The sequence below is a fragment of the Mucilaginibacter sp. 21P genome (genome assembly GCF_019331605.1).
In the GTDB taxonomy this organism is placed as follows: Bacteria; Bacteroidota; Bacteroidia; order Sphingobacteriales; family Sphingobacteriaceae; genus Mucilaginibacter; species Mucilaginibacter achroorhodeus.
This window is the reverse complement of sequence record NZ_CP063061.1, coordinates 1,811,573-1,830,994: the sequence shown is the minus strand read 5'-3', so window position 1 is coordinate 1,830,994 and position 19,422 is coordinate 1,811,573. Positions and strand designations below refer to the sequence as shown.

15 protein-coding genes are annotated in these 19,422 nt (G+C 44.3%); 11 read left to right on the top strand and 4 right to left on the bottom strand.

The genetic code is table 11. The features are described 5' to 3' along the window. Positions 1-118: 118 nt before the first annotated feature. From ilvC to trxA, 10 genes are all read left to right on the top strand, one after another. Positions 119-1,177 carry a ketol-acid reductoisomerase gene (gene ilvC / locus INP83_RS08315; RefSeq protein ID WP_146268773.1) on the top strand — a complete coding sequence of 353 codons (1,059 nt, stop codon included), beginning with the start codon at positions 119-121 and terminating at the stop codon, positions 1,175-1,177. Between the two features lie 140 nt (positions 1,178-1,317). Beyond that, positions 1,318-2,733 carry a 3-isopropylmalate dehydratase large subunit gene (gene leuC / locus INP83_RS08310; protein ID WP_219127044.1) on the top strand — a complete coding sequence of 472 codons (1,416 nt, stop codon included), beginning with the start codon at positions 1,318-1,320 and terminating at the stop codon, positions 2,731-2,733. A gap of 12 nt (positions 2,734-2,745) precedes the next feature. Beyond that, a complete protein-coding gene (locus INP83_RS08305) occupies positions 2,746-3,138 on the top strand; it encodes a GxxExxY protein (protein ID WP_219127043.1) in 393 nt (130 codons plus the stop codon). A gap of 51 nt (positions 3,139-3,189) precedes the next feature. Then, a complete protein-coding gene (leuD, locus tag INP83_RS08300) occupies positions 3,190-3,780 on the top strand; it encodes a 3-isopropylmalate dehydratase small subunit (RefSeq protein WP_219127042.1) in 591 nt (196 codons plus the stop codon). Positions 3,781-3,819: 39 nt separating this feature from the next. Then, positions 3,820-4,620 carry a methyltransferase domain-containing protein gene (locus INP83_RS08295; protein ID WP_219127041.1) on the top strand — a complete coding sequence of 267 codons (801 nt, stop codon included), beginning with the start codon at positions 3,820-3,822 and terminating at the stop codon, positions 4,618-4,620. Positions 4,621-4,655: 35 nt separating this feature from the next. Next, complete coding sequence (gene leuB / locus INP83_RS08290; RefSeq protein ID WP_219127040.1) at positions 4,656-5,732, top strand: 3-isopropylmalate dehydrogenase; 1,077 nt, start codon at positions 4,656-4,658, stop codon at positions 5,730-5,732. A gap of 63 nt (positions 5,733-5,795) precedes the next feature. Next, a complete protein-coding gene (locus INP83_RS08285; protein WP_219127039.1) occupies positions 5,796-6,551 on the top strand; it encodes a class I SAM-dependent methyltransferase in 756 nt (251 codons plus the stop codon). A 95-nt stretch (positions 6,552-6,646) separates the two neighbouring features. Continuing rightward, the gene (locus INP83_RS08280; protein ID WP_219127038.1) at positions 6,647-7,813 is read left to right on the top strand and encodes a 2-isopropylmalate synthase; all 1,167 of its coding nucleotides are present in this window, start codon (positions 6,647-6,649) and stop codon (positions 7,811-7,813) included. Between the two features lie 3 nt (positions 7,814-7,816). Continuing rightward, positions 7,817-9,067 (top strand): threonine ammonia-lyase IlvA, encoded by a 1,251-nt coding sequence (gene ilvA, locus INP83_RS08275; RefSeq protein WP_219127037.1) that lies wholly within the window; start codon positions 7,817-7,819, stop codon positions 9,065-9,067. Positions 9,068-9,312: 245 nt separating this feature from the next. Next, positions 9,313-9,633 carry a thioredoxin gene (trxA, locus tag INP83_RS08270; protein ID WP_146268779.1) on the top strand — a complete coding sequence of 107 codons (321 nt, stop codon included), beginning with the start codon at positions 9,313-9,315 and terminating at the stop codon, positions 9,631-9,633. 108 nt (positions 9,634-9,741) lie between these two features. Here trxA and INP83_RS08265 read toward each other — a convergent pair whose 3' ends face one another. The 3 genes from INP83_RS08265 to INP83_RS08255 all read right to left on the bottom strand — a co-directional run bounded on the left by INP83_RS08265 (position 9,742) and on the right by INP83_RS08255 (position 14,383). After that, positions 9,742-10,437: a head GIN domain-containing protein gene (locus INP83_RS08265; RefSeq protein ID WP_219127036.1), complete on the bottom strand. Its 696-nt coding sequence runs from the start codon at positions 10,435-10,437 to the stop codon at positions 9,742-9,744. A 253-nt stretch (positions 10,438-10,690) separates the two neighbouring features. Continuing rightward, complete coding sequence (locus INP83_RS08260) at positions 10,691-12,358, bottom strand: M1 family metallopeptidase (RefSeq protein ID WP_219127035.1); 1,668 nt, start codon at positions 12,356-12,358, stop codon at positions 10,691-10,693. Between the two features lie 159 nt (positions 12,359-12,517). After that, entirely contained in the window at positions 12,518-14,383 is a 1,866-nt protein-coding gene (locus INP83_RS08255) for a CocE/NonD family hydrolase (protein ID WP_219127034.1), read from the bottom strand. Between the two features lie 826 nt (positions 14,384-15,209). On the opposite strand from INP83_RS08255, the gene lpdA reads away from it, so the two are divergent. After that, the gene (gene lpdA, locus INP83_RS08250) at positions 15,210-16,613 is read left to right on the top strand and encodes a dihydrolipoyl dehydrogenase (RefSeq protein WP_219127033.1); all 1,404 of its coding nucleotides are present in this window, start codon (positions 15,210-15,212) and stop codon (positions 16,611-16,613) included. A 404-nt stretch (positions 16,614-17,017) separates the two neighbouring features. On the opposite strand, the gene INP83_RS08245 is transcribed toward lpdA, so the two are convergent. Next, positions 17,018-19,378: an ABC transporter permease gene (locus INP83_RS08245; protein WP_219127032.1), complete on the bottom strand. Its 2,361-nt coding sequence runs from the start codon at positions 19,376-19,378 to the stop codon at positions 17,018-17,020. Positions 19,379-19,422 lie beyond the last annotated feature (44 nt).

The following is a 19,422-nucleotide window of genomic DNA, read 5'->3' as shown; positions in this document are numbered from 1 at the left end:
CATTAATTCTGAAAATTCTGATTCAGAAACAATTAAGTAACTATTTACAAGAACTATACAAATAACAATCGGTGTAATCATCAAATCACATCGGTGTAATCAAGTAAAAACAAAAACAATGGCAAAACTAAATTTCGGCGGTACTGAAGAGAATGTAGTAACCCGCGAGGAGTTTCCTTTAGCAAAAGCTCAGGAAGTATTAAAAAATGAAACCGTAGCTGTAATTGGTTATGGTGTACAAGGCCCGGGCCAGGCGCTAAACCAAAAAGATAACGGCATCAACGTTATTGTTGGTCAGCGTAAAGATTCAAAATCATGGGATAAAGCTGTAAGTGATGGCTTTGTTCCGGGCGAAACCCTTTTTGAGATCGAAGAGGCTTTAGAGCGCGGTACCATCATTTGCTACCTGCTTAGCGATGCTGCCCAGATTGAACTTTGGCCAACTGTTAAAAAGCACTTAACCCCTGGTAAAGCGCTTTACTTCTCTCACGGTTTCGGTATCACTTTTAAAGAGCAAACTGGAATCGTTCCACCTGCTGATGTGGACGTATTCCTGGTTGCACCAAAAGGTTCAGGTACTTCATTACGCCGCATGTTCCTGCAAGGCCGTGGCTTAAACTCAAGCTTCGCTATATTCCAGGATGCAACCGGTAAAGCACAGGAGCGCGTTATTGCATTAGGGATTGCAGTAGGTAGCGGTTACCTGTTCGAGACCGATTTCAAAAAAGAAGTATTCAGCGACCTTACCGGCGAGCGTGGTACTTTAATGGGTTGTGTGCAAGGTATCTTCGCGGCACAGTACGATGTATTGCGCAGCAAAGGCCACTCACCTTCTGAGGCTTTCAACGAAACTGTTGAAGAATTAACCCAATCTTTGATGCCATTGGTAGCTGAGAACGGTATGGACTGGATGTACGCAAACTGTTCAACCACTGCACAACGCGGTGCGTTAGACTGGTGGAAAGAGTTCCGCGATGCTACTAAACCGGTATTTGAAAAACTTTACGATAGCGTTGCTACCGGTAAAGAATCTCAACGTTCTATCGACTCAAACAGCCAGCCGGATTACCGCGAAAAATTAAACGAAGAATTACGCGAACTTCGCGAAAGCGAAATGTGGCAAGCGGGTAAAACCGTACGCAGCTTACGCCCTGAGAACCAGGCTGTAGAAGCGTAATTTTCTTTAAGTAGCAAGTATTTAGTATCAAGTATCAGGATTTTTTGATACGGATGCTTATACTTGCTACTTTTCATAAAAGAATACTTGTATCGATTGAAAGTTTACTTGATACCTGATACTCACTACTTGATACTAATATGGGACAAACATTATTTGATAAGATATGGGACGCGCACGTCGTCAGTAGCGCTGAAGGCTTCCCGGATATCTTGTACATCGACACGCATTTTATTCACGAGGTAACCAGTCCGCAGGCATTTGATGGTTTGCGTCAGAGAGGGTTACCGGTTTTCAGGCCGCAACAAACCGTTGCCACAGCCGACCACAACGTCCCGACCTGGGACCAGCACCTCCCCATTAAAGAAGAACTTTCCCGATACCAGGTAGATATGCTTACCAAAAACTGTAAAGAGTTCGGCATTGAGCTTTACGGTTTGGGGCATCCGTACCAGGGTATCGTCCACGTTATAGGCCCTGAACTGGGCATCACCCGCCCCGGCGGTACTTACGTTTGCGGCGACAGCCATACCTCAACGCACGGCGCTTTTGGCGCCATAGCATTTGGTATAGGCACATCGCAGGTTGAGCAGGTTTTGGCTACCCAGTGCCTGCTTCAATCGCGCCCTAAACGTATGAAGATTGAAGTGAACGGCAAACTTCAGAACGGCGTTGGCGCAAAGGATATTATCCTTTACATCATTGCCCAGATCTCTGCCGCAGGCGGTACCGGCTACGCAGTTGAGTACGCCGGCGATACCATCCGCTCATTAAGCATGGAAGGCCGCATGACCATTTGTAACATGAGCATCGAGATGGGTGCCCGTTGCGGTCTGATAGCGCCTGACGAAACCACCATTAACTACGTTAAAGGCCGCGAATTTGCTCCTAAAGGCGAAGAGTGGGACAAAGCAGTTGCTTACTGGCAAACGCTTTACTCTGACGATGATGCAGCGTTTGACAGCGTTTTAACCTTCCGCGCAGAAGATATTGAACCGATGATCACTTACGGTACCAACCCGGGTATGGGCATCGGTGTTACACAACACGTACCTGAGACTGCTTCTTTTGATGTAAAAGAGCAGGTATCATACAAAAAAGCCCTTGACTACATGGGCCTGCATGATGATGAGCAATTGTTAGGCAAACCTATCGACTACGTATTTATCGGCAGCTGTACCAACTCGCGTATTGAAGACCTGCGCCAGGTTGCCGAATTTGTAAAGGGCAAACACAAAGCAGATAATGTTACCGTATGGGTAGTACCCGGTTCAAAACAAGTACAGGAACAAGCCATCCGCGAAGGCCTGGACAAGATATTCGACGCAGCAGGTTTCCCGTTACGCGAACCGGGATGCAGCGCATGTTTAGGTATGAATGAGGATAAGATACCGGCAGGTAAATACTGTGTATCAACCTCAAACCGCAATTTTGAAGGAAGACAAGGCCCTAACAGCCGCACCTTCCTTGCCAGTCCGCTAACCGCAGCAGCAAGTGCAATTACGGGTAAAGTGACGGATATACGTTCATTTCTGAATCAGAATTCACAAAATTAGTGAATTAACAGAATGGAAAAAGACGAACTAACGTATAAAGTGATTGGTTGTGCTATGAAAGTTCATAACACCCTTGGCAATGGTTTTCAAGAAGTGATTTACCAAAGATGTTTGGCGATTGAATTGGCAAACGCAGGTGTAAACTTCGTGAGAGAACAAGAGCATACGATATTTTATGACGGTATTGAAGTTGGCTCAAGACGAGCTGACTTCGTGATCGAAGGTAGACTATGTTTGGAATTGAAGGCAATAATTAATTTAGAAGATGTTCATCTGGCACAGGCTAAAAACTATACTGTTGCTTACGATTTCCCGATTGGTTTACTAATTAATTTTGGAAGCCAAAGCCTACAATATAAGTTGATATTCAACCCGAGATATAACATTAAAATTAACAATAATTAGAACACCAAACAGGATTTTGAAAATTCTTAAATCCTGTAAATTCTGATTCAAATGGCGACTAAAATATTCAAACACATACAAACACCGGTGGTGCCTTTGGCTATTGAGAACATCGATACTGACCAGATCATCCCGGCCCGTTTCTTAAAGGCTACTACCCGCGATGGTTTTGGCAACAACTTGTTTCGCGACTGGCGTTTTGATGAGAACGACCAGCCCAAACCTGATTTTGTGCTGAACAACCCTACCTACAGCGGTAAGGTGCTGGTAGCAGGTAAAAACTTCGGTTGCGGCAGTAGCCGCGAGCATGCCGCCTGGGCCATTGCCGATTACGGCTTTGATGCTGTAGTAAGCAGCTTTTTCGCTGATATTTTTAAAGGCAACGCCCTAAACAATGGCTTGTTGCCGGTGCAGGTAAGCGACGATTTCCTGCAGAAGATCTTTGATGCTGTGGCTGCCGATCATACTGCCGAAGTAGAGATCGATCTGGAAAACCAGTTTATCAAAATTTCCGCCACAGGCGAACAGGAACACTTTGAAGTTAATGCTTACAAAAAAGCCTGCATGATAAACGGTTATGATGATATTGACTACATCCTTAGCCAAAAAAATAAAATAGAAGAGTTTGAAGAAGCAAAATAGTGCATTGAAGTACAAATGAACTATTGAACCAGTGAACTGATGAACACAACTCAAAAAGAGATAAAACGCGAAGGCAAAGGCACCGCAAAACTGTTCGATGAACGCAGTTTAGCTGCCGACTATGCCACTTTACAGCCGCTGTTAAAACAGGGGCTGCGCGTGCTTGATGTGGGCTGCGGTACCGGTGCTATATCGAAAGATATTGCCAAACTGGTTGGGCCAACCGGCAGGGTTACTGGAATTGATAACACTCAATATTTTATTGAAAGCGGCAGGGAAACTTACGCTGATATAGAAAACCTTGAACTTTATCACGCTGATCTTTACACTTACGAACCGGAAGAGAAGTTCGACCTGATCGTAAGTGCAAGAACATTACAATGGCTAAGTGATCCGCAGAAAGCGGTGAACAAGCTAAAAAGTTTGTTAAAGCCCAACGGCATTCTGTCCATCCTCGACTATAACCACGAGGCACTGGAATGGCTGCCCGAACCGCCTGCAAGTATGAGGCAGTTCTATGCCACCTTCCTGAGATGGCGCTCAGAGGCCGGCATGGATAACATAATGGCTAATAGCTTGCCTGAGCTTTTTAAAGAAGCCGGTTTGCAGGGTATTGAGGTGCTTGAAGCTAATGAGGTTTACACAAAAGGTAATGCGAACTTTGAGCATAAAGTGGGCATTTGGTCGTCTGTTGCGCAAATGAACCAGATAGTTGATGAAGGATACATCAGCGATGCAGACCGCCTTAAAGCAATTGAAGAGTACAATAACTGGATACCAACCCACGCACAACAAATGGTAATGAAACTTAAAGAAGTGCGCGGAATTAATAAAAATTAACACAACAAAAATCCCCCTTTAAGGGGTATGGTGGCATGGGAGTTCAAAAACACATATTAGTAATACCGGGCGATGGTATTGGCCCCGAGGTGACAACCTGGGGTAAAGCGGTTTTAGAGAAAATTGGTTCTGATTTTGGCCATGAGTTTACGTTTGACGAGGCGCTGATGGGTCACGCCGGTATCGAGGCTACGGGCAACCCACTGCCTGATGAAACGCTTGAGAAAGCAAAGGCAAGTGATGCCATCCTGTTTGGCGCTATCGGCCACATCAAATATGATAATGATCCATCGGCAAAAGTTCGCCCTGAGCAGGGTTTGTTAAAGATCCGCAAGGAACTGGGCTTATATGCCAACCTGCGCCCTATTATGCTGTTTGATGAGTTATTGGATGCATCGAGCCTTAAACCGGAGATACTGCGCGGTACTGATATTTTGTTCTTCCGTGAACTGACCGGAGATGTTTATTTCGGTGAGAAAAAACGCAGTGATGACCGCAACACAGCGTCAGACCTGATGATCTATTCACGTTACGAAGTTGAGCGTATCGCCATCAAAGCTTATGAAGCAGCACGCGTACGCGGCAAAAGGTTATGTTCAGTTGATAAGGCTAACGTTTTAGAGGCTTCACGCCTATGGCGCGAGGTAGTGCAGGAAATTGCCAAACAATACCCTGATGTTGAGACCGAGCACATGTTTATTGATAACGCAGCCATGCAACTGGTTAAGAACCCTAAAAAGTTTGATGTAGTATTAACCGCCAACCTTTTCGGTGATATCCTTACCGATGAGGCATCGCAGATAGCAGGCTCTATGGGTATGCTAGCATCAGCTTCGGTTGGTGATGGTACGGGTTTCTTTGAGCCTATCCACGGTTCGGCACATGATATTGCCGGTCAGGACAAAGCTAACCCGCTGGCTTCCATCCTATCGGTTGCGCTAATGCTGGAGATCAGCTTCGGCCTAAAAGAAGAAGCCAAAAAGATAACCGCCGCTATCGACAAAACATTAAAAGACGGTTACCGCACCGGCGACATTGCTGATAGTAATACCGACAAAGCAAAAATATTAGGCACCAAAGCCATGGGCCAAAAAGTGCTGGAGTATTTATAAGTCAAAATTGAAAAGTCAAAAGTTAAAATAATGACTCAATGACTAATGACCCAATGACTAAAAATGAAGTGGAACGCTGAATTATATGATAACAAACATGCTTTCGTATTTCAATACGGCGAGAGTGTGTTGGAAATGCTTGATGTTAAACCGGGCGAACACATCCTTGACCTGGGCTGTGGTACGGGGCATTTAACAAATGAAATACAAAAGCTGGGTGCAGTAGCAACCGGTATCGATTCATCTCCGGAAATGATAAAGAAAGCACGTGAAACTTATAGTAACGTAGATTTCTTTGTGGCTGATGGTGCCGATTTTCATTTCGATGAAAAGTTTGATGCCGTGTTTTCAAATGCTACCCTGCATTGGATACGCAATGCCGATGCGGTTATCAAGAGCGTATATGACTCACTTAAACCGGGCGGTCGCTTTGTAGCCGAGATGGGTGGCAAAGGCAACGTAGGCAAACTGATAGCCGCTACAAAACAGGTGCTTATCAACCACGGCTATGCAAAACAATCCAAAACCGAGGTGTGGTATTTCCCGTCGCTGGCAGAATATGCCGCACGGTTAGAAGCGCAAGGCTTCAGGGTAACGTTTGCGGCCCATTTCGATCGAAAAACACCGCTGCAGGACGGCGACCAGGGCGTAGCTAAATGGATCACCATGTTTGCGCCCCTTTATTTGGTTGGCATCCCCGAAGAAGAGAAAAAACAAATGCTTACAGAAGTTACCGAACTGCTTGAGCCGCATTACAACGAGAACGGCCAATGGTACGCAGACTACGTAAGATTAAGATTTACAGCTGTTAAAGAGTAGCAAGTATATCGTATCAAGTAGCAAGACATCGCAGAGCTTGAATAAATACTTGATACTAACTACCCGATATTAAAACTAATACAAAACGAAGAAATATGTTACACGATCCAAACCGCGTTTACGTTTTTGATACCACGCTTCGCGATGGCGAGCAGGTACCGGGTTGCCAGCTAACAACCCCGGAAAAGATAGAGATAGCCCGCGAGCTGGAAACGCTTGGCGTGGATATTATTGAGGCAGGTTTCCCGGTATCAAGCCCCGGCGATTTCCAGAGCGTTATGGAGATATCCAAGGCTGTATCTGCCCCTACTGTTTGTGCACTTACCCGCGCTAACAAGGGTGATATCGATTCAGCAATCGAAGCTTTAAAATATGCTAAACATCCGCGTATCCATACAGGTATTGGTTCATCAGATCAGCACATTAAACATAAATTCAACAGCACCCGCGAAGAAATTTTGGAACGTGCGGTTGATGCTGTAAAATACGCCAAAAAGGCAGTAGAAGATATTGAGTTTTATGCCGAAGATGCAGGCCGTGCAGATGTGGTTTTCCTGGCGCAAATGGTTGAGGCTGTGATAGCTGCCGGTGCTACGGTGGTTAATATCCCGGATACAAACGGTTACTGTTTACCAGACCAGTATGGTGCTAAGATCAAGTTCCTGAAAGAAAACGTTAAAAACATCGATAAGGCCATTATCTCTGTGCATTGCCATAACGATCTGGGTTTAGCAACCGCTAACTCCATAGCCGGTTTACAGAACGGTGCCCGACAGGTAGAAGGTACAATCAACGGTATCGGCGAGCGTGCAGGTAACACCTCTATCGAGGAGGTGGTGATGGTGCTGAAAACACACGCAGCACTTGGCTTGTACACCAACGTAAACAGCAAAAATTTCTATGAGATGAGCCGTATGGTAAGCTCGCAGATGCGTATGCCAGTGCAGCCAAATAAGGCTATTGTAGGTGCTAACGCTTTCGCACACAGCTCAGGTATCCACCAGGATGGTTTCCTTAAAAACCGTGAAAATTACGAGATCATTAAACCAGAAGATGTAGGTTTCCCAAGTGCAAGCATTGTTTTGACTGCCCGCAGCGGCCGCCATGCTTTGAAATTCCACCTGGAAAGATTGGGCTATAAACTGGATAAAGATGAGCTTTATGAAGCCTATCAGCGCTTTTTAACTCTTGCTGATAGCAAACTGGATATAAACGACGACGACCTGCAAAGCCTTATAGCAGATAAGCTGGTAAAGAACTAACTAATGGATACAGATACAGCATTGCATTTGGATTTTGACGCGGCCTACGCAAGGCTAAAAGACGTGGTTAAACGTACCCCATTGGAGTACAACCAGCGCCTGTCCGAAAAATACGAGTGCAACATATATTTAAAGCGCGAAGACATGCAGATAGTGCGCTCTTATAAGTTAAGAGGCGCCTATAACATGATCAGTCAGCTAAGTGCGGATGAACTGAGTAGCGGTGTGGTTTGCGCCAGTGCGGGCAACCATGCACAGGGAGTGGCTTATTCCTGCAAAAAGATGGGTGTTAAAGGCGTAATTTTTATGCCTGAGATCACTCCGAAACAAAAGGTTAACCAAACCGAGATGTTCGGTAACGGCAATGTAGAGCTGGTTTTAACCGGCGATACTTTTGACGATTGCCTGCGCGAAGCTTTGGCCTACACCGCAGAACACGGCATGACCTTCATCCCGCCGTTTGATGATTATCGCACCATTGAAGGCCAGGGAACTGTTGGTGTTGAGATCTTACAAGACCTTCCTAACACCGAGGTTGCCATTATGCCTATCGGCGGTGGTGGTTTGGCCGCGGGCATGGGTACTTATCTAAAACAAACCGTACCCGGTATCAAATTGATTGGGGTTGAGCCTGAAGGAGCACCATCAATGCTTACCTCTATGCAAAACGGCGAGAATACTACGCTTACGAATATCGACCGCTTTGTTGACGGTGCTGCTGTAAAGCGCGTAGGCGAAAAAACATTTACCATCTGCCGGGAGATATTGGATGATATGCTCACCGTACCAGAGGGTAAGGTTTGTACTACCATCCTTAAATTATACAACGAGGACGCCATTGTAGTTGAACCTGCGGGTGCGTTATCAGTTACTGCGTTGGATGCTGTTAAAGACCAGATAAAAGGTAAAAACGTGGTGTGCATCATCAGTGGTGGTAATAACGATATCGACCGAATGGCCGAGATCAAAGAAAAATCGTTGTTGTACGAGGGCCTTAAACATTACTTCATCGTTCGTTTCCCACAACGCCCGGGTGCTTTAAAATTATTTGTTACCGAGGTATTAGGCCCCGGCGATGATATAACCCGTTTCGAATTCATTAAAAAAACATCAAAAGAAAACGGCCCGGCCCTGGTAGGCATCGAATTAAAAAATGCCGGCGACTATCCTGCCCTGCTGCAACGTATGCAGGAGAACCGTTTCGAGGTGATTGAGATCAACAAGGATGCTACATTGTTTGAATATTTGGTCTGAATACGGATCAGAAGAATAAAAGAATTTGCTGAAAGCTGCTCATTGTCGGGCGGCTTTTTTTATCGGTTACTAATTATACGTTACGTTATCCACAGTCAAAATACTTTATCGGGCACGGGATAAAACAAAGCCATTGTCAGGATCGTAGTTGTTGATAATCTTATTGTCACAATGTCAGGGTGGGTGTTGTGGCAAGCGTTTTGATTAGTATATATTTGTATAACATTATTTAAAAAATAGAAATCATGGCTTTAGAAATAACTGATGCAAACTTTGAAGAACTTGTTCTTAAATCAGATAAACCGGTATTGATCGACTTTTGGGCAGAGTGGTGTGGTCCGTGTAGAATGGTAGGCCCTGTTGTTGAAGAGCTTGCTAAAGACTACGAAGGCCAGGCCGTTGTAGGTAAAGTTAACGTAGATAACAATCCAGGTATATCAATGAAGTATGGCATCCGCAACATCCCGGCTTTATTATACTTTAAAGGCGGCGAAATTGTTGACAAGCAAATTGGTGCAGTGCCAAAATCTATCCTTGCCGACAAATTAGCAAAACAATTAGCATAATTGAGCTGAACGATATAATAAGAAAGCCTCTGAAAAACATCCAGAGGCTTTCTTATTTGGAGGAATTTTGTCCTTTGTCTTTATTCTAAATTCCTTATTCAAAATAAATCACATCCTGCTAACGCTGCCGCTGCCTGCTTTTGAGGTAGAGATATTTCTGACAGCACCAGTATAATGCACATCGCCGCTGCCAACTACCGAAGCATCTAATTTTTCGCCAACATTAACACGTGCATCGCCGCTGCCTGCAACCTTTACCTGGGTATTATTGGTAGTAAGGTTTTGACCAGTAAAATCTCCTGAGCCTACAACCTTAACAACAGAATTATCTGCACGGCCGGATACTGTGATATCGCCTGATCCGCCAATGCTGCTCTCAAGCTCTTTAACATCAACCCTGCCGGTAATATCGCCACTACCTGTTAATTTCAATTTTAAAGCAGGTGCTTTTAAGCCATTCTTAAACATTACATCACCGCTTCCCGCAAGGCTTACTGCATCTACGTCCTTGATGCTCACGTAAACGATCATTTTCTTGTTCCCATTCCAGTTCCAGCTAAGATTATTTTTATTGTATATCTTAAGTACACCGCCGCTAACTTCAGTGATAATTTTGTTGATCACTTCAGACGGTGCATCAACTTTTACAGACTCGCTTGAGCCTTGAGTGATAAATACATCGTAAGAGCCTGCAACTTCTACTGCGTGGAAGCCAGCAAGGTGCCTGTCCTGCGTATCTGCCTTAACCAGGCTTGCTGTGGCAACCATGGTAGCTGCCAGTAAAAAGGTTTTAAGTGTGTTCATGTTAGTTCGAGTGTTTAACTATTAGATGCAGCATGTAACCAAAAAGTTGCACAGAACAAAAAATAAATTTGAAAGAAGTTATTGAAATAGATATGAGCGATACGCGTGTGCTGCGGGAGAGGGTTTACATTACAAAAAATGTCATTTCGAACGAGGAACGAGGAGAAATCTTATTCGCGTGACACTTACAATGCATAAGATTTCTCCTCGCTGTCGCTCGTTCGAAATGATAGAACAACTGAAGTTGCGAACCTTAATCTACCAAGACCCCTATGTAATAATTAAACAGGTCAACCTCGATGTTTTCTTTATTTGCGCCCTGGATATTTACAGGAGAAAAGCGTTGGGTTGGTTTGATAAACTGGTATTCGCCGCCTTTTACCCTCACTTTAACCGGCATGTTAAAACCGTGCACATCGGCAATCCATCTGCACATCAGTTTACCATTAATGGTATCAAACTCCAGGGTAGGTATAACGGTATGCTTCAAATACTGCTCAAAAACAGGTGAAAGGTTAATGCCGCTTTGCTGGTTAATATAATTTACCACATCATTATAGGTAACGGTTTGGTGGTAAAAGGTCTTGTTAAGTCCGCGTAAAATGCCACGCCATTTTTCATCATCATTAATAATGGTGCGTATCATATTGAGCATGTTACCACCTTTAGGGTACATATCGCCGGAGCCTTCCTTGTTAACATTGTACGGACCAACAATAGGCCCGTCGTTTTGTATGCCTAAGCGGGTGCCATGCACATACTCCTGACCGGCTTGTTTGCCCCAGTTATCCTCAATAAATAATGATTCGCTGTAATTGGTAAAACTTTCGTGGATCCACATATCGGCCAAATCTTTTGAGGTGATGTTGTTACCAAACCATTCGTGACCGCTCTCGTGCACTACAATAAAATCCCATTTCAAACCCCAGCCCGTACCGGAAAGATCGCGACCAAGGTAGCCGTTCTGGTAATGGTTGCCATAAGCAGTGCCGCTTTGGTGCTCCATACCTAAGTGATGCGTTTCTACCAGTTTGTATCCATCTTTGTAGAACGGATATGGCCCAAACCAATGTTCAAAAGCTTTTAGCATCGGTTTAACGTTTGCTCCCCAATGTTTCTTAGCTTTCTCCAGGTTGTAACTTAACGGCCAAAAATCAAGCGTAAGCTTGCCATCTTCGCCCTGGTAAACATCGCTGTAGTGCGCATAGTCGCCTATGTTGGCTTCAATGTCATAATTATTGATGGGGTTGGCTACAAACCAATCGAAGCGGGTATATCCGTCTTTAAGTTTGGTAACTTTACGCAAACGCCCATTGCTTACATCCTTTAAACCATTGGGTACACTTATGCTGATCAATGCGCTATCAACTTCGTCGGCCTGCTGGTCTTTGGTAGGCCACCAGACGCTGGCACCCATACCCTGGCATGCGGTTGATACCCATTTATGCCCAAGTGAATCTACATTGTATTCTACGCCGCCGTCCCAAGGGGCACGCTTAGCAATAGTGGGGTTACCCGAATAATATACGGTGAACTGCTCCTTACTACCGCTTTTTATGGTCTGCGGGAAGGTTATAAACACCGCATTGTACTCGCGGGTGTATGGTACTTCCTTGCCCTTATAAAGCACTTTCTCTACCTTAAGGTTAGAGAACAGATCAAACTGCAGCTTAGTAAAATCCTGCGTGGCGGTGTATTTAAAAAGTACATTGCCGCTGATGAATTTGTTATCGATATCAAACTTCACATCCAGGTGATAATAATTGATATCATAACAGGTACGCAATGGCGTAGTGAGCGAGCCGCGCAACGTATCAGCACGGGTAAAAGTTTCTTTGCTAACACCAAGTTGGGCGTGGGCATTTGAAGAAAGAAAACCGGCTATCAGGATGCCGGCATATATTGAGTTTTTGATTTTCATAATAATAATATAAAACTATGTCATTGCGAGCGTAACGCGGCAATCTTAAAGGACAAGCGTATTCGATCAGCTGATGAGATTGCCACGTCGCTCCCTTTCACAAAGCCCTTCTTGCTCCTCGCAATGACAATGTGAAAATATTCTCTTATCTCTAATTAATTACTTCAACACCTCCACATCAATAAAGCTATCATTAAACACCGTGTGGGTAGCTTTCTGATAGTCGCTTGCTGCTGCTTTGTATGGGTTCTCAACAAACTTTTGCGGGTTACGAGCGTAAAGCGGGAACGACGTACTTTGCACCTGTATCATAATGCGGTGGCCTTTTTTAAAGGTATGCAGTACATCATTCAGGTGGAAGTTCACCGGGGTTTTCTGGTTTGGCACCATCGACTCGGGCTTCTCAAAGCTGTTGCGGAAACGTGCCGGCATGATTTGCGAACGCACCATTTGCCAGTAGTTACTCAGGATAATGTTCTTGTTTGGCATATAAGGGTTGTTAGGCTCATCGGGTGGGTAAACGTCAATCAGTTTAACTATCCAATCGGCATCCGTACCGGTGGTAGCTACTTTTAGGTTAGCCATTATCTCACCGCCAAGTGTAACGTCATCTGTCAGAACATCTGTTTGGAAAACCAGCACATCCGTACGCCTGCCGGCAAAGCGCTGATCCTCGCTCATGTAATTGTGAGGGGTAAAGCCCATGGTAGTGGTATTATCCTCGGTGTACGGAACAGGTTTTAGCGGGTCGCTTACAAAGCTGGTACCTGCGCCACCGTTTTGTGCGGTTTCGGTAAGCTTACCATCGTTATTCAGGTAAAATTTAACATGGCTGGCAGTCGGAGAAGGCCATTTATCAAACTTGCGCCACTCATTTTTACCGGTGTTGAACATGTAAGCCTTAGGCAGGCCTGAGTTCTTATCACCATTCTCTTTTAGGAAGTGATGGAAGAATTTCTGCTCCATTTCCTTTTGGTAGAAGGTAGCAATGCTATCGCCAAAGTAGATGTTGCTATGCATGGTATGCCCCGTTTCGCGCGACCAGCGACCATGGCCAAATGGTCCCATTACAATTGTATTATAAGCGGACGGGTCTTTCTTTTCGATGGTTTTGAAAATTGCCAACGGACCGGTTAAGTCTTCGGCATCAAACCAGCCACCAACCAGCATTACGGCAGGTTTTACTTTGTTGTAGTGTTTTAACAAACCGCGTTTTTGCCAAAACTCATCGTAGTTGGGGTGATTAACTGTTTCCTGCCAAAAGAAATTGTCTTTATAATATTTATCGGCATTGCTTAACGGACCAAGATCTAACAGAAACTGGTAGCCATCACGTGTGCCAGGATTGAACATGGTGTTTTGGTACCAGGCTTTTGAGGTGGTATCTGTTTTTTGCACACCAAATACCGGGAAAGTAAAGAAGTAGCCTTCTATAAATGCTCCGTTATGGTGAAAATCATCAAAAAAGAAATCGGAAATTGGTGCCTGCGGCGATGAAGCTTTCAGTGCAGGATGATTACTCAGGATACCCGCAGCGGTGTAAAACCCAGGGTAGCTTATACCCCACTGACCAACTTTACCGTTATTGTTTGCTACGTTCTTGATCAACCAATCAATGGTATCATAAGTATCTGAACCTTCATCAACGTCTTTTTTGGTCTTCTTGTTATCGATAACCGGGGTCATGTTTGTCCAGGTGCCTTCGCTTTTGTAGCGGCCGCGCACATCCTGGTAAACGTAGATATAACCTTCTTGCATCATGTATTTTGAAGGACCAACCTGGTTGGGATATTTGGTTTCGCCGTAAGGGGCAATACTATAACAGGTACGCTGCATAATGATCGGGTACTTTTTATCCTTAGCAGCGTCGTTAGGCGTGTAAATGGAAGTAAAAAGCTTTACGCCATCTCGCATGGTGATGTAAACGTCCTTTTTGGTGTAGTGCTCTTTTACGTAACTGCTTTGGGCAAGCACTGCGTTGCAGGCAACCGCTATCAGCAATAATAATGCGGAGAGTTTTTTCATGATGTGGGTCAGTAATAGTGTTAACGGGTGTAATTTACTAAGTAAATTGCTAATTAACTACATAGTTACAATGATGTTACAAAAGCAACATTGTTTCATTTAAAGTCTTTTAAATTTTTTGAGTCAGCAGGCCACATTAAAGATTTTGTTTGTTCTGCGTTAGTCCGCTCAATTGCCGCGGAGGCTGTTACTTTGTCTTGATATAAAGTAACCAAAGATCAAGTCAGCAAATAGGCTTCTTTGCGCACAAGCCTATGCCCTGCAAGCGGGCAGAACCACGGGCTGCAAAATCTTGCCGCTACTTCGTTCCCTCGAGACTGGCGCTTCAGGCAAGTATTGCTATGCCCTTGCCAACGCACCGCCCGCCATTGTTCTGCCCGCTTTCGTCCGAAGTTTTTTTGCTGACGCGGCGGAAGAAAAATACTTTGTCATTCTGAGCGTAGCGAAGAATCTAACCGCGTTCTCTGTAGAGTACATAGATTCTTCGCTACGCTCAGAATGACAGGTTATTTAATTATTCTTTTAATTCATTAATTCCGTAAATTCTGATTCAGACAATTTTGCGTTAGGGATTGTAGTGGATACATGCTCTCGCGCCTAAGGCCTGCAAGCGTATGAACGTAAAGCCCGACCCCGATATACATCGGGGGAACGCCCTCAGTTAGAGATTAGTGATTGGTTAATTAGATATTATTTAAAGATCTCGCAACACATATAATAAAGAACCTATACAGATATATCTCTGTCAAACCCTTCACATTTTAATTAAATAGCTATTTATAAGGCTGTAAACATTGCGTAACTTTGGCCTCCAAATTACACTACTATGCAATATGATGTTATCGTTGTAGGGTCTGGTCCTGGTGGTTATGTGGCTGCCATTCGCTGTGCCCAATTGGGGTTAAAAACCGCAATAGTCGAAAAATATAATACCCTTGGCGGTACCTGCCTTAACGTGGGCTGTATCCCATCAAAAGCCCTGCTTGATTCTTCTGAGCATTACCACAATGCCGCACATACTTTTTCAACACATGGCATTAAGCTGGATAACCTGGGTATTGATTTTGGCCAGATGATAAAACGCAAACAGGAAGTGGTTGATGCCAACACCAGCGGTATCAGTTTCCTGATGAAAAAAAATAAGATTGACGTACACCAGGGTGTAGGTTCTTTTAAAGATAAAAATACCATCACAGTTACTAAAGCTGATGGTGCAGCTACTGAAATTACCGGTAAAAATGTAATTATTGCTACAGGTTCAAAACCATCGAGCCTGCCTTTCCTGAAGATCGATAAAAAACGCATCATCACTTCAACAGAAGCTTTAAAACTGACCGAAATACCTAATCACCTGATATTGATCGGTGGCGGTGTTATTGGTTTGGAATTGGGTTCTGTGTACGCCCGTTTGGGTGCAAAGGTATCTGTGATTGAGTTTATGGATGGCATTATCCCAACCATGGATAAGGCCCTTGGCCGCGAGCTGCAAAAGGTGCTTAAGAAACTGGGCATGGATTTTTATCTTAACCACAAGGTAACCGGCGCTACCGTTAAAGGCAAAGAGGTAACTGTTACCTTTGATAACGCCAAAGGCGAAAAGCAAGAGCTTAAAGGCGACTACTGTATGGTAGCCGTTGGCCGTGTAGCTTACACCGATGGTTTGGGCTTAGATAAAATTGGCATTACCGTTGAAGAGCGTGGCCGCAAAATACCTGTTAACGACCACCTGGAAACCAGTGTTAAAGGTGTTTATGCTATTGGCGATGTAATTAAAGGCGCTATGCTTGCCCACAAGGCGGAAGACGAAGGTACTTTTGTTGCCGAGATCATTGCCGGACAAAAACCACACATTAATTACAACCTGATACCCGGTGTAGTTTACACATGGCCGGAGGTTGCTGCAGTTGGCTTCACCGAGGAGCAGTTGAAAGAAGCCGGTACAAAATATAAAGTGGGCTCATTTCCGTTCAAAGCCAGCGGCCGTGCACGTGCAAGCGGCGATTTGGATGGTTTTGTTAAAGTACTGGCTGATGCTACTACCGACGAGATCCTTGGTGTACATATGATAGGTCCGCGCGCTGCAGATATGATAGCTGAGGCAGTTATTGCCATGGAGTTCCGTGCCTCTGCAGAGGATGTAACCCGCGCAAGCCATGCCCACCCAACTTATACCGAAGCAATGCGTGAAGCTTGTTTAGCAGCGACAGAGAATCGCGCTATTCATATTTAATGTTGTGGAAGGTTGTAATGTTTAAACAGTTCAATTAAGTGGTCCTTCTATTAATCGAATAAATAAAAAGGCGTACCATTTGGTACGCCTTTTTATTTATTTCTGCTGCTACCTAAAGCGTTCCGCTTATGGGTTTAATAGCATGTAATTTGACAGGAGGTAAGTATCGCTCAAACAATCAACTCACCCCGACATCGCTACGCTCGCCGCCCCTCTCTTCGCTGCGCGAAAAGAGGGTATCAAAAAGCTTTTATTCTTAACCCTCTTTGCTGCTTGCAGCAGAGAGGGTGGTCAAGCGTAGCGTAGACCGGGTGAGTCAACTCTTCGATGTTTGATCAGTTGACTATTAGCCTTGCTGAAGCAATAGAAACTTTCGAAACTTACAACATTCCAACAAACATTTCCTACTCTGTTTTAATACTCTTTATCGGATTAGCCAAAGCTGCTTTGGCTGCCTGGTAGCTTACCGTTACTACTGATATCACTACTGCTGCCAATCCCGAATACAGGAAGATAGTCCAGCTGATGTGGATGCGGTAATTGAAATCCTGCAGCCATTTATTCATAAACCACCAACCTATCGGCGCGGCTATTACAACGGATACAAGCACGAGAGCTACAAAATCGCGCGTTAATAATTGCATAAGGTTGGCTACCCCAGCACCTAATACCTTACGGATGCCTATCTCCTTTGCACGGCTTTCGGCCATGTAGGCGGCAAGACCAAATAAGCCAAGGCAAGATATGATGATGGTTAAGCAGGAGAACGTAAAGGCAATTTTGCCGGTTCGTTGTTCGTTCTTAAATTTTTGGGCATAAGCCTGATCAACAAAATGATATTGGAAGGGATATGCCGGGTTGTATTTTTTGAAAATAGCTTCCGCCTGTTTAAGGCTCGCCGAAACAGGTTTATGGGCATCAAGCCTAAAGGTTAAAGAGTTTGACCAGTATTTGTTACCAAAAACCAGCATGGGGTTAATATCCTGAGATGGAGAGCCGATAATAAAATCTTTAATAACACCAACAATTGTAAGCTTGTTGGTTCCGCTTAGTATGGTTTGCCCTATCGGGTCCTTTAACCCCATTACTTTCAACGCTGCTTCATTCATCATAACCGCGCTTGAGTCTGACGGGTATTTATTGAAATCAATATCCCGCCCGGCAATAAGTTTAAACCCAAATGTCTTAACAAAATCTCCGGTGGTGCCAAACCTGGTGAAGTTTAAATTTTTGTGAGCCGGGTCCATATCGCCCCAATTAAAACCTGTGCCGTTACTGGCATCAAGCGTAACCGGCATGCTTGTTTTACTTACTGCCACGGCGGTACCGCTGTTTATCAAGTCATTTTTTAAAGCTTCGAAGTTCTTCCCTATCGTGCCGGTAACCGGATGCTCTATCAGGTTATTGCGCACATAACCCGTATCACGACTTTGAACATAATTGATCTGCTGATAAATAACTATGGTTGCAATGATCAATACAATGGCAACGGTGAATTGGGTAACCACTAAAAACTTACGCGGATTGATAACCTGCGCCTTCGTTTTAAACAAACCTTTAAGCACATTAACTGGCCTGAATGACGACAGATAAAATGCAGGGTAGCTGCCCGCCAGCAGGCCTGTTAGTAATACAAAAGCACAACCAGCCAACCATAAGTAAGGATCAGTATAGTTAATGAACATTTTAACGCCCGTTAGCTCCTGGAAGTAAGGCAGCACTAATTGCACCAATGCAATGGCTATAACGCCTGCTATTGCGGTAATTAGTATGGACTCTGTTAAAAATTGTTTGATAATAGATAGCCTGCCCGCGCCAATTACTTTACGTACGCCCACCTCTTTTCCACGCTTTTCGCTTTGGGCAGTAGTAAGGTTCATAAAATTGATGCAGGCTATTAGCAATATCAACACCGCTATGCCCAATAAAAGCCTTACCGTTTCTATGGCACCGCCCACCGCTACGCCATTCTCGAACCTTGAGTTGAGGTGCCATTTTGTTGACGGGTGCAAGAATATACCGAATTTAAGATTGGGATCATGTTGAGTGATCATGCCCTTTATTTTTTTGTCCAAAGCATTAACATTAGTTCCGGGCTGCAGCTGTACATAGGTATTGAAACTGCTATTGCTCCAGTTATTTGCTTCGGAAGTACCTACCAGCGGCACTATAGATACCAGGTAATCAAATTGGAACTGTGTATTTACCGGAGGATCCTTAACTACTCCCGCAACTTTATAATTGCCATTATCGTTGATACGGAGTATCTTATCTGTAGGATCGTCACTACCAAATATTCGCTTTGCAAAAGTCTGAGTCAATACAATGCTTTTAGGATCGTTAAGAGCCTGTTTGCTGCCATTGATCATCGGAAAGCTGAACATGCTTAAAAACTCCGGGTCGACATCAAGGCCATTGCCCATTATGCTCTTATCTTTGTAATTAAAAAGGCGGTCGGTAGGCCAATACACCCTTGCCACCGCTTTCACTTCCGGATATTTCTGTTTCAGCTCTGTTGCAATCGGTGCCGAACTTACGTCCCACGTGTAAATATTGCCGGTTGCATCCTTGTATGAACGGTTCCAAACCTTGTAGAGGTTATCTGCATTTTTATGGAACCTATCAAAGCTCAACTCATTTTGCACCCAGGTAAATATCAAAATGGCGCCGCACATACCAGTGGCAAGGCCGACTATATTGATAAAGGAAAACACCTTGTTTTTCCATAAATTGCGCCAGGCAATCTTGAAATAGTTTTTGATCATAGCTGTAAGCGTTATTACTTAATATATGATAAAGCTTGTGCCAA

Excerpts from the sequence above, each read along its gene's own strand:
- ilvC (WP_146268773.1), top strand. The coding sequence starts at position 119 with ATGGCAAAACTAAATTTCGGCGGTACTGAAGAGAATGTAGTAACCCGC.
- leuC (WP_219127044.1), top strand. The coding sequence starts at position 1,318 with ATGGGACAAACATTATTTGATAAGATATGGGACGCGCACGTCGTCAGT.
- INP83_RS08305 (WP_219127043.1), top strand. The coding sequence starts at position 2,746 with ATGGAAAAAGACGAACTAACGTATAAAGTGATTGGTTGTGCTATGAAA.
- leuD (WP_219127042.1), top strand. The coding sequence starts at position 3,190 with ATGGCGACTAAAATATTCAAACACATACAAACACCGGTGGTGCCTTTG.
- INP83_RS08295 (WP_219127041.1), top strand. The coding sequence starts at position 3,820 with ATGAACACAACTCAAAAAGAGATAAAACGCGAAGGCAAAGGCACCGCA.
- leuB (WP_219127040.1), top strand. The coding sequence starts at position 4,656 with ATGGGAGTTCAAAAACACATATTAGTAATACCGGGCGATGGTATTGGC.
- INP83_RS08285 (WP_219127039.1), top strand. The coding sequence starts at position 5,796 with ATGAAGTGGAACGCTGAATTATATGATAACAAACATGCTTTCGTATTT.
- INP83_RS08280 (WP_219127038.1), top strand. The coding sequence starts at position 6,647 with ATGTTACACGATCCAAACCGCGTTTACGTTTTTGATACCACGCTTCGC.
- ilvA (WP_219127037.1), top strand. The coding sequence starts at position 7,817 with ATGGATACAGATACAGCATTGCATTTGGATTTTGACGCGGCCTACGCA.
- trxA (WP_146268779.1), top strand. The coding sequence starts at position 9,313 with ATGGCTTTAGAAATAACTGATGCAAACTTTGAAGAACTTGTTCTTAAA.
- INP83_RS08265 (WP_219127036.1), bottom strand. The coding sequence starts at position 10,437 with ATGAACACACTTAAAACCTTTTTACTGGCAGCTACCATGGTTGCCACA.
- INP83_RS08260 (WP_219127035.1), bottom strand. The coding sequence starts at position 12,358 with ATGAAAATCAAAAACTCAATATATGCCGGCATCCTGATAGCCGGTTTT.
- INP83_RS08255 (WP_219127034.1), bottom strand. The coding sequence starts at position 14,383 with ATGAAAAAACTCTCCGCATTATTATTGCTGATAGCGGTTGCCTGCAAC.
- lpdA (WP_219127033.1), top strand. The coding sequence starts at position 15,210 with ATGCAATATGATGTTATCGTTGTAGGGTCTGGTCCTGGTGGTTATGTG.
- INP83_RS08245 (WP_219127032.1), bottom strand. The coding sequence starts at position 19,378 with ATGATCAAAAACTATTTCAAGATTGCCTGGCGCAATTTATGGAAAAAC.